Source organism: Actinomadura sp. 9N215 (assembly GCF_044326345.1).
In the GTDB taxonomy this organism is placed as follows: domain Bacteria; phylum Actinomycetota; class Actinomycetes; order Streptosporangiales; family Streptosporangiaceae; genus Spirillospora.
The window spans coordinates 1-10,616 of the sequence record NZ_JBIRBA010000059.1; the positions used below are offsets into that span (position 1 = coordinate 1).

Annotated in this window: 9 protein-coding genes and 1 pseudogene; 3 read left to right on the plus strand and 7 right to left on the minus strand. The window is 72.6% G+C overall.

Annotation, left to right across the window (positions count from 1 at the left end; all coding sequences use genetic code 11):
- On the plus strand, positions 1–1,164 hold a 1,164-nt coding region (locus tag ACH34T_RS44260; RefSeq protein ID WP_396027032.1), incomplete at its 5' end, for a PLP-dependent aminotransferase family protein.
- Between the two features lie 67 nt (positions 1,165–1,231).
- Here ACH34T_RS44260 and cydC read toward each other — a convergent pair.
- From cydC to ACH34T_RS44290, 6 genes are all read right to left on the minus strand, one after another.
- A complete protein-coding gene (gene cydC, locus ACH34T_RS44265) occupies positions 1,232–2,890 on the minus strand; it encodes a thiol reductant ABC exporter subunit CydC (protein ID WP_396027033.1) in 1,659 nt (552 codons plus the stop codon).
- A gap of 90 nt (positions 2,891–2,980) precedes the next feature.
- Positions 2,981–4,594 carry a thiol reductant ABC exporter subunit CydD gene (gene cydD, locus ACH34T_RS44270; protein WP_396027034.1) on the minus strand — a complete coding sequence of 538 codons (1,614 nt, stop codon included), beginning with the start codon at positions 4,592–4,594 and terminating at the stop codon, positions 2,981–2,983.
- 14 nt (positions 4,595–4,608) lie between these two features.
- Positions 4,609–5,352 carry a cytochrome d ubiquinol oxidase subunit II gene (locus ACH34T_RS44275; protein WP_396027035.1) on the minus strand — a complete coding sequence of 248 codons (744 nt, stop codon included), beginning with the start codon at positions 5,350–5,352 and terminating at the stop codon, positions 4,609–4,611.
- 36 nt (positions 5,353–5,388) lie between these two features.
- Complete coding sequence (locus ACH34T_RS44280; RefSeq protein WP_396027036.1) at positions 5,389–6,639, minus strand: cytochrome ubiquinol oxidase subunit I; 1,251 nt, start codon at positions 6,637–6,639, stop codon at positions 5,389–5,391.
- A gap of 120 nt (positions 6,640–6,759) precedes the next feature.
- Positions 6,760–7,899 carry an MFS transporter gene (locus ACH34T_RS44285; RefSeq protein WP_396027040.1) on the minus strand — a complete coding sequence of 380 codons (1,140 nt, stop codon included), beginning with the start codon at positions 7,897–7,899 and terminating at the stop codon, positions 6,760–6,762.
- Positions 7,900–8,417: 518 nt separating this feature from the next.
- Positions 8,418–8,921 carry a GNAT family N-acetyltransferase gene (locus ACH34T_RS44290; RefSeq protein WP_396027037.1) on the minus strand — a complete coding sequence of 168 codons (504 nt, stop codon included), beginning with the start codon at positions 8,919–8,921 and terminating at the stop codon, positions 8,418–8,420.
- Positions 8,922–9,134: 213 nt separating this feature from the next.
- Here ACH34T_RS44290 and ACH34T_RS44295 point away from each other — a divergent pair, with 213 nt between their 5' ends.
- Entirely contained in the window at positions 9,135–9,467 is a 333-nt protein-coding gene (locus tag ACH34T_RS44295) for a YnfA family protein (protein ID WP_396027038.1), read from the plus strand.
- 58 nt (positions 9,468–9,525) lie between these two features.
- On the opposite strand, the gene ACH34T_RS44300 is transcribed toward ACH34T_RS44295, so the two are convergent.
- Positions 9,526–10,230 (minus strand): DUF72 domain-containing protein, encoded by a 705-nt coding sequence (locus ACH34T_RS44300; RefSeq protein ID WP_396027039.1) that lies wholly within the window; start codon positions 10,228–10,230, stop codon positions 9,526–9,528.
- A gap of 120 nt (positions 10,231–10,350) precedes the next feature.
- Between ACH34T_RS44300 and ACH34T_RS44305 the strand changes: the two are divergent.
- A pseudogene (locus tag ACH34T_RS44305) lies at positions 10,351–10,616 on the plus strand (integrase); the annotation flags it as partial.

Below are 10,616 nucleotides of genomic sequence, written 5' to 3' on the forward strand. Positions count from 1 at the left end.
GCGGGCGGGGCACCGGCGGCAGGGACGGCGGCGTTCCACGGCGAACCCGCCGCCGACGTGTTCGACGTCCTGCGCGCCGCACCCGCCCGCATCGACCTGACACCCGGCGTCCCCGACCTGTCGGCGTTCCCCCGCGCCGCCTGGCAGCGCGCCGAACGCACCGTCCTGCGCCACCTGCCCGCGCCCGCCCTCGGCTACGGCGACCCCCGCGGCACGCCCGCGCTCCGCACCGCCGCCGCGCACTGGCTCGCCCGCAACCGCGGCGTCCGCGCCGACCCCGCACAGATCGTCATCGTCGCCGGCACCGCACAGGCCCTCGGGCTCGTCGCCCGCGTCCTGACCCGCGACGGCGCCGGCACGATCGCCGTCGAGGACCCCGGCTCCCTCGGCGTCCGCCAGCACCTGAACCACTGGGGCCTGCGCACCCCGCCCGTCCCCGTCGACGCCGGCGGCGTCCGCGTCGACGCGCTCCGCGCGACCGGCGCGCCCGCCGCGCTGCTCACCCCCGCCCACCAGTTCCCGACCGGCGCCGTCCTCACCGGGCCCCGCCGCCGCGACCTGCTGCGCTGGGCCGCCGCCGGAGGCCTGATCATCGAGGACGACTACGACGCCGAGCACCGCTACGGCCGCCCGCCCGTCCCGGCGCTGCGGTCCCTGCTCACCGACCGCGTCTTCTACGCCGGCAGCGTGTCCAAACTGCTGGCCCCCGCACTGCGGACCGGATGGCTGCTGCCGCCGCCCGCCCACCTGGACGCCGTCGTGGAGGAGAAGCGCTTCGCCGACCTCGGCAACCCGGCCCTGCCGCAGCTCGTCCTCGCCGAGCTGATGGAGTCGGGGGAGATGGAGCGGCGCCTGCGGCTGCTGCGCCGCCGCCACCGCGCCCGCCGCGACACCATGATCGACGCGATCGGCGCGCACCTGCCGGGAGCCGCCGTGCACGGCACCGCCGCCGGGCTGCACCTCACCGTCACCTTCACCGGCCGGTTCCGCGACACCGACCTCGCCGCCGCGGCGCTGGAACGCGGCGTCAAGACCCAGCCGCTGTCCTGGCACGCCCAGCTGCCCGGACCGCCGGGCCTGGTCCTCGGCTACGCCGCCGTGCCCGCCTCCGACATCACCGCCGGGATCGCCGCCATCGGCACGGCCCTGCGCGACCTGCCCTGACCTGCCGCGGTGCCCGCGCTGCACTCTGTCAGCCGCCCACCTGTCAGCCGCCTGGTCGGGCGGCTGGTCAGCCGACGAGGGTCTCGGCGTCCCACAGGTCCCGGTACGGGCCCGGCGCCGCCAGCAGATCGCCGTGCCGGCCGCGCTGCACCACCCGCCCCCGGTCCAGCACCACCACCTCGTCGGCCGCGTCCAGCGCCGCGAGACGGTGCGTCACCAGCAGCAGCGTCCCGCCGCCCGGCCACGACAGCAGATCCCGGGTGACCGCGTCCGCCGCCGCCGGGTCCAGCGCCTCGGCCGGCTCGTCCAGCAGCAGCACCGGAGGGTCGGCCAGCAGCGCCCGCGCCAGCAGCAGCCGCTGCCGCTGCCCGCCCGACAGGCCCCGGCCGCCCGCGCCGACCACCGTGTCCCACCCGTCCGGCAGCGCCTCCACCACCTCCCGGAACCGGGCCCGCTCCGCCGCCGCCCGCAACCGCGCCTCGTCGGCGTCCGGACGGGCCAGCAGCAGGTTCGCGCGGACCGTCCCGGCGAACACGTGCGCGTCCTGCGTCAGCCCCCGCACCGCCGCCCGCACCTCCTCGTCCGCGTCCGGGCCCTGCACCCGCCCGCCCACCACCACCGCACCCGAACCCGCCGCCACCTCACCGGCCACCGCCGCCAGCAGCGTGCTCTTGCCCGCCCCGCTCGCCCCCACCACCGCGACCCGCCCGCCCCGCGCCACCCGCAGATCGACCCCGTCCAGCGCGACGGACGACCCGTAGGACACCCGCACCCCCAGCAGCTCCACCTCCAACGGCCCACGCGGCACCGGCCGCCCCGACCCCGACCCCGGCGCGGGCGCCGGGGGAGCGGAAAGCACCGCACCCACCCGCCGCAGCGACGGCCACACCTCCCGCAGCCGCCGCGCCGCCGACGCCAGCGGCAGCACCGACTCCACCGCCACCAGCGACGTCAACGCCAGCACCGCCACGCCCACCTCGTCCAACCCCGCGCCCAGACCCGCCCACAGCACCGCCCCGACCACGCCGCCCTGCACCACGAAACCGGCCGCCGCCACCGCCGCCGACACCCGCGCACCCGCCCGCTCCGCACGCGCCAGCCGCTCCGCCGCGTCCCCGGCCCGCGCCGCGAACCGCGCCGACGCACCGAACATCGCCAGATCCGGCGCCCCCTCCAGCACGTCCAGCGACCGCACCGCCAGCGCCTCACGCGCCGCCGCCATCCGCGCCGCCGCCCGGCCGCCCGCCAGCGCCGCCACCCCCGGCAGCACCACCCCCGCCACCAGCAGGCCCCCTGCCAGCACCACCGCCGCCGGAACCCACACCGCCCCGCACACCGCCACCCCCGCGACCCCGCACCCCACCGCCGCCACCGCCGGCAGGACGCACCGCAACAGCAGATCCTGGACGGCGTCGACATCCGACACCATCCGCGTCAGCGCGTCACCGTCCCGCACCTCCCGCCGCGCCACGGGCCCCGCCGCCAGCGCGTCGAACACCCGGCCCCGCAACTCCGCCAGCGCCCGCAACGCCGCGTCATGCCCCGCCAGCCGCTCCACATACCGCAGCGACCCCTTCGCCAGCGCGAACCCCCGCACCGCCACGATCGCCAGCGACAGCGCCGCCAGCTCCGGCCGCTGCGACGCCCGCGCGATCAACCACGCCGCCGCCGCGATCAGCCCCAGCCCGCACAGCTCCGCCGCCGCACCCGCCAGCCCCGCCGCCACCCGCCGCCCCCCATGCGGCCGCCCCGCCCCCCCACACAACCCCCGCCCCGCCCCACCGGACGGACCCGCCCCCGCCCTCGCCAGTCCCGGTCATGCCGCCTCCTCCCGCGCCCCGCCCACGACCCGGCCGCCCTCCAACCGCACCACCCGATCCACCACGCCCAGCAACGCCGGACGATGCGCCACCAGCACCGCCGTCCGCCCCACCAGCAACCGCGCCGCCGCGTCCACCAGCACCCGCTCACTACGCAGATCCAGCCGCGCCGTCGGCTCGTCCCACAACACCACCGGACCACCCGACAACCACGCCCGCGCCACCGCCAGCCGCTGCCGCTGACCCGCCGACAACCCCGCACCGCCCTCACCCAGCACCGTCGCGAACCCCTCCGGCAACCCCTCCACGAACCCCGCCGCGCCCGCCGCCCGCACCGCCTCCACCACCCGCTCCTCACTCGCACACGGATCACCCAGCCGGACGTTGTCCGCCACCGACGCCGCGAACAGATGCGGACGCTGCGGCACCCACCCCACCCGCGACCGCCACGCCACCGCGTCCAACTCCGCCACATCCACACCATCGACCAGCACCCGCCCCGAATCCGGCACCACCAACCCCGCCAACACCAGCAACAACGTCGACTTACCCGCCCCCGACGGACCCGTCACCGCCACCCGCTCACCCGCCCCCACCCGCAACGACACCCCGTCCAACGCCGCCACACCCGACCCCGGATACCGCACCGTTACCCCCTCCACCACGATCTCCGGCGCACCCGAACCCGGCACCACCCGCCCACCCGAAACCACCGCCGGCACGTCCAGCGCCGCGAACGCCGCCTCCGCCGCCGCCACCCCCTCCGCACTCGCATGGAACCGCTGCCCCAACGCCCGCAACGGCAGATACACCTCCGGCGTCAACACCAACACCAGCAAACCCGCCGACAACGCCATCTCCCCGTCCAGCAACCGCAACCCCACCGGCACCGCCACCAACGCCACCGACAACGCGCACACCAGCTCCAGCACCAGCGACGACAGGAACGCCACCCGCAACGCCCGCACACTCGCCCGCCGATGCTCGGCCGCCAACTCCCGCACCACCCCCGACTGATGCCCCGCCCGCCCGAACGCCCGCAACGTCGAAAGACCCGCCAGCACATCCCGGAAATGCCCGCCCAACCGATGCAGCAGCCCCCACTGACGACCCGTCAACGCCGCCGTCCGCAACCCCACCAACGCCCCGAACACCGGAACCAGCGGCACCGTCACCAGCACCACCACCGCCGACGCCCAATCCACCGTCACCAACCACGCCAGCACCACCACCGGAACCACACACGCCGCCAGCAACTGCGGCACATACCCCGTGAAAAACGGATCCACCGCGTCCAAACCACGCGTCAACAACGTCACCCGCGCCCCCGCATCACCCACCGGACGCCCCAACAACGCACCCCGCAACCCCCGCTTCACCTCAGCCGCCGCACGACCCGCCACCACCGCCACCACCCACCCCACCAAAGCCCGCCCCGCCACCACACCCACCAACCACGGCAACGGACCCGCATCCAACCCCGCCACAGCCCGCACCAACAACTCCGCCTGCACCACCAACAGCACACCCTGCACCGCCGCCAGCACACCCAACACCGCCGGCACCCGCCGGGGGAGACCCCGCAGCAAACGCCGCTCGACACCCTTCACCACAACCCCCCGCCCTACAGGTACGAGGGCGACTCCACCCGCCCACGGAACGTCCACCACACCAGCGCCTGCGACCCCACCAGCAACGGCAACACCACCACCGTCGTCACCGCCGTCATCGTCAACCCCGCACCCTCCGCCACCACCCGCGACCACGACACCTCCACACCCGCCACCACCGGCGCCGACGCCATCACCAACGCCGACAACCCGAACCGCGACGGAACCCGCGCTGCCCGCCCCGCCAACCCCACGGGCAACCGCCACCGCGCGAACCCCGCACCATGCCACGCGAACAACACCGCCAACGGCAACCCCAGCACACTCCCTGCATTCAAACCGCCACCCGCCAGCAACGACCCCAGCACCGACCCCCACGCCAACGCCAACGCCCAACTCCCCGCCACGATCGCCGCATCACACCCGCCCCGCCACCCCGACGCGTCCACCCGCCCCCGCAACCACAACCCCATGTCCCGCACCACCCAACCGAACAACAGCACCGCGAACACCGGATACAGCTCCTCCAGCAACTCATGCTCCAACCCCGGGAACGCACCCGCCACCAGCCCCGCCGACGCCACCAACCACACCTCGTTCCCCAAGAAGAACGGCGCGAACGACGCGATCACCAACCGCCGCTCCCGCTGATCCCGCCCCAGCCACGGCAACAGCATCCCCACCCCGATGTCCGCACCGGCCAGCACCAGGTACCCGGCCGAGAACACCGCCAGCAACACCACCGCGAGAGCATCCATCACCAGGCTCCTGTCAAAGTTTCGGACGGACCAGTCTCAGAACGTCGGGCTCATCACCGAAGACGCCGGCTCCACCGGGGGAGAGACCCCCAGCCCCGACCCCTCAGGACCCCGCCGCGCGAACCGCACCAGCAACCACGCGTTCACCCCGAACAACACCGCGAACAACACCGAGAACGCCGCGAACGACGCCGTCATCGTCCCCGAACCCACCCCCGGCGACACCGCGTCCCGCGTCTTCAACACCCCGTACACCATCCACGGCTGCCGCCCCACCTCACGGAACAACCACCCCGACACCATCGCCACATACGGCAACGGCACCGCCGCGATCATCACCACATGGAACACCCGCCCCCGCACCAGCCACCGCCCGAACGGAACCTTCACCAACGCCACCACCGCCAACAACAACATCAACGACCACATCACCGTCATCAACGCCTCACCCACCCCCGCCAAACCCGGCGCCATGTAATCGTCCGGCCCGAACCGCTCCCTGAACCGCGCCACCTCCGCCGCCGCGTCAGCACCCCCCACCTTCGTCGGCTGCGCATACGCGAACTGCGCCCCACCGAACACCACCGCCGGCATCACCGACACCATCACCGCCAGCAACCCGATCCGCATCGACCGCCGGAAGAACTCCACCTCCACCGTCCGCCGCAACAAGTGAAAACCACTCACCCCCGCCATGAAGAACCCCGCCGTCAACAAACCCCCGAACAACACATGAAAGAACGCCAGCACCGCCGCCGGATTCGTCAACAACGCCCACGCGTCCGTCAACCGCGCCACACCGTCCACCATCTCGAAACCCACCGGACGCTGCAGCCACCCATTCGCCACCAACACGAAATACGCCGACAGATAAGCCGTCAACGTCACCACCCAGATCAACCCCAGATGCGCCCACCTGTTCAACCGATCCCACCCGAAAATCCACAACCCCAAAAACGTCGACTCCACAAAGAACGCCACGATCGTCTCCAACGCCAACGGCGCCCCGAAAACACCCCCCGTGACCCGCGACATCCCCGACCAGTTCAACCCGAACTGAAACTCCATCACCAAACCCGTGACGATCCCCACCGCATAATTCACCACATACAACTGCCCCCAGAACCGCGTCATCCGCTCATGCACCGCACTGCCCGACACCGCCGCACGCGTCTGCGTCAACGCCACCAACGTCGCCAGCCCCAACGTCAACGCCACGAACAGAAAATGCGTCCCGGCCGTCAACGCGAACTGTACCCGCGCCAGCACCAGCGGGTCCCCACCCATGAGCGCACTCCAATAATCGGCCCGAAACGACCCCACGATCCTCGACCCCCGCACCCCACCACCGAATCGGGCCCGAGCGTTCAACCACCCTGCGCCTTTCGCGCAGCCCCACCCCGCCGCCTACATCTCCCGATGTACACGCCCACGCCACCCCGCCAACCCCAGGACGACCGCCACCACCACATACGGCACCGCCACCGCCCCCACCAACACCCCCGCACCCGCCCACCGCGACCCCACCGCATACCCCACGAACACCAACAACGCCACCGACTCCGCACCCAACCCCGCCACCGACGTCACCGTCGCCCGCGCCCCATCACCGATCCGCTCCTGCAACCGCGCGTCCGCCGCCGCGATCGCCCACCGGAACACCCCGAACGCCGCACCCACCAGAACCATCCCGCCCGGCCGCTCACCCAACGAACCCGCCGCCAACAACACCGCACCCACCGCCAGCAACGGCGCCAACCACCGCACCCCACGACCCGCCAACCACCCCCCGACCGCATCACCGACCGTCACCACCAGCACCAACAACGGCACCGACACCGCAGCCACACCCGTCGACCGCACCAGCAACGGCACGTACTCGTCCAACGACGCCAAACCCTCCACCACCATCACCAGAACCAGCGACCACCGCACCGCCGGCTCCCCGCGCACCTGCGCCCACCCCGCACGCACCACCGACCCCAGCGACGCCTCCCGCCCACCCTCCGCACCACTCCCACGCGACTCCGGCAACCACCACCCCGCCACCGCACACGCCACACAAACGGCCACACTCGCCGCACCCAACGCCCGATAACCCCCCACCGCCAGCACCGGCGCCGCCAACGCCGACGCCGCCACCACCCCCACCAGCGACATCGCCTCCGACCGCCCGATCAACCGCGCATACGACCCCGCCGCCCCCACCCGCTCCAGCTCCTCGTACACCAGCGCCTGCATCGTCCCCGAACGCAACGCCGACCCCGCACCCCACAACACGAAACCCGCCGCGAACACCGGATACGAGGGGAACAACGACCACAACCCGAAACCCGCACCCGACAGCAGGGGAGCGACCACCAGCAGCGAACGGCGCGAGAACACGTCCGCCCACACACCGGACGGCACCTCAAGCGCGAACGTCGTGACCGACCAGATCACGAACAGCGACGAGATCGCGGCGGGGGACAACCCGGTGTCGGCGAAAAGCACCGCGTACACCGGATACAGAAGAACGAAATCCTCGAGGAACGCGTAGGCGTACAGCCTCCGCGCGAGCCCCGCCTCAGGTGAAGATCAATGTCGCCAGGTCATACTCCGCACCCTAACCGCACCCCACCGCCCACCGCACCCGCAAATCCCGCCCGAAAGCCGAGAGAGGAACGGGGGAGCGGGGGAGCGCAGCCCTTCACACCAAGCGGTCAGCGCATCCGGCGACACGGACCACGCGGGCGTCCGGCAAGGCGAAAAATAGTTCGCAGGATCCCGGAGAGAATAGCCGTCCGCACAGACTCGAATACCCACTGTGATCACCGACCATCGGGCAGGGTCGCACGGGCCCTACCCGCCGCACAGAATGGCGGAGGCGACCCGCACCGACTCCCCGACGCCCAGCCGGGCGCGCAACGCTTTTCACGGCAGACGGCATCGTCGGGACACCACCCGCGATCACGCCGTCGGCTCTCTATCGGAAGCGGGGCTCCGCTCTACTTAACATAATGTACATTATCGACCAATGATCAAGTCGGGTGGAAGCGGGGCGAAACGGGCGGTGTGCTCCGGTGTCACGCGGTGAGCGCGATCCAGTACCGGTCCTCGCCGCGGGCGCGGCCGTCATGAACGCCGCCGTTGGCGACGATGACGCGGCGGGACGGCTCGTTGTCGGCGGCGCAGGTCAGCAGGACGCGCTCCAGCCCGAGCCGCCGGCATTCGGCCAGCCCCGCGGCGAGCATCCGCGTGGCGTGTCCCCGCCGCCGCCACGCCGGGACGACGTGGTAGCCGATGTGGCCGCCGACCTCGGCGAGCTCGGATGTGAGGCGGTGCCGCACGATGAGCGTCCCGAGGTAATGCTCGCCCGACACGTACCAGAACGTGCTGCAGGGCACGTCCCAGCGGTGCCGCACGCCGCGGTGCTCGGCGACGAACGCGCCGAAGTCCGCGCGGGCCGGGTCGAGCCAGTCGGTGGACGCGCCGCTGGTCAGGCAGTCGTCCCACTCCCCGGCCAGGAAGGATTCGCGCACCGCCGTCGTCGGCTGGACGAGCCGCGGCGCCTGGAGAAGATCGTTCACTCGCCCGAGTATCCCCCTCCTCCGCCTCCGGGACGGGCCGTACACCCAGAGCGAAAAGCGACTAACCGGACAGAAGCCGAATTCTGTATGGTGTACGGAGTTCAGCGCTCCGGTTGGATGGCGTGTGCGTGATCGCCGGCTCGATGGGGCCGTCGTCGCTCTGTTCGCGAGTGGCGAGGGGGTGTCGGATCGCGTGCTCGTAGGGTGAGCGGTGTGAGTGTGCTGCGGTCCGTCGGGTTGTTCGTGCTGGCCGCGCTGGCGGAGATCGGCGGCGCGTGGCTGGTGTGGCAGGGATGGCGCGAGCAGCGCGGTCCGCTGTGGATCGCGGGCGGCGTCCTGGCTCTGGGCGCGTACGGGTTCGCGGCGACGTTCCAGCCCTCCCCCGACTTCGGGCGGATCCTGGCGGCCTACGGCGGCGTGTTCGTGGCGGGGTCGCTGGCGTGGGGCGTGCTCGTGGACGGTTTCCGTCCCGACCGGTGGGACGTCGCCGGGGCGCTGGTCTGCCTCGCCGGAGTCGCCGTGATCATGTACGCGCCGCGGGGCTGAGCCCCGCTCCGGCGGCCCCGCTCTCCCAGGCCCGCTCCCCCGGCCCCTCCCCTGGGGTTCAGGGGAGGAGGTCGGTGAAGCGGAGCGCGTCGTGGACGGCGGCGCCGCCGGGGTCGTTGTTGAAGTAGACGTAGGCGTCGTCGGCGCGGTCGAGTTCGCGCGTCCAGGTCCGGAGTGTGGCGTCGTCGTAGCGGGGCCAGGGCTGTGCGGGGCCTTCGTGGAACCGCAGGTAGAGCCAGCTGGTGGTCCGCCACAGGGGTGTCAGGGGGCGGCCGAGGCGGTCGGCCCAGCAGAGGGCGGCGCGGTGGTGTCGCAGGACGTCGTGTGTCTCGTCCGTCCACCATGAGGGGTGCCGGGGCTCGACGGCGACGCGGACGTCGTCGGGGAATCGGCGCAGGCAGGCGTCGAGGCGGGCGGGGTCGGCGCGCAGGGTCGGGGGGAGCTGGAGCAGGACGGGGCCGAGTTTGGCGCCGAGGCCGGCGGCGGTGTTCATGAGGCGGGCGACGGGTTCGGCGGGGTCGGTGAGGCGTTTCATGTGGGTGAGGTAGCGGCTGGCCTTGACCGCCATGACGAAGCCGGGCGGGGTGGCGTCACGCCATCGTTCGAAGGTGCCGCGGGCGGGGAGGCGGTAGAAGGCGTTGTTGTTCTCCACGGTGGTGAAGGTTTCGGCGTAGTGGTGGAGCCAGCGCCGCTGCGGGAGGCCGGGCGGGTAGAGGACGTCGCGCCAGTCGGTGTATTGCCAGCCGGATGTGCCGATCCGCATCCGGTTCTCCTCTCCCCCGGGTTCGGTGTGCGTGCGGTGGTGGTACCCGGTGAGTGGCGGGTGTTGCGGGTGGGGGTTGGCCGGCGGGTTCTGTCGGTGGCGGGGGGTAGCGTCCGGCGGGTGCGTCCCTCTGCTGTTCAGCGCCTGACCGTTGCCGAGACCGCCGACCGTTACGCGGAGATGGTGCGTGCCAAGACCTCGACGGGTGCGCTGACGCCGCGGACGGCGGAGGTGTACGTGCGGGACGTGATGACGTTCGCCGACCTGGCGGGCGGTGAGCGGGTGCTGGACGATCTGTCGGGCCAGGACGTCGACGCGGTGCTGCTGGCGTTCGCGCGCAAGCCGGATGCGCGGCGGCGGGCGTCCGGGACGGGGTCGTCCGGGAC

Excerpts from the sequence above, each read along its gene's own strand:
- ACH34T_RS44275 (WP_396027035.1), bottom strand. The coding sequence starts at position 5,352 with ATGGATGCTCTCGCGGTGGTGTTGCTGGCGGTGTTCTCGGCCGGGTAC.
- ACH34T_RS44280 (WP_396027036.1), bottom strand. The coding sequence starts at position 6,639 with ATGGGTGGGGACCCGCTGGTGCTGGCGCGGGTACAGTTCGCGTTGACG.
- ACH34T_RS44300 (WP_396027039.1), bottom strand. The coding sequence starts at position 10,230 with ATGCGGATCGGCACATCCGGCTGGCAATACACCGACTGGCGCGACGTC.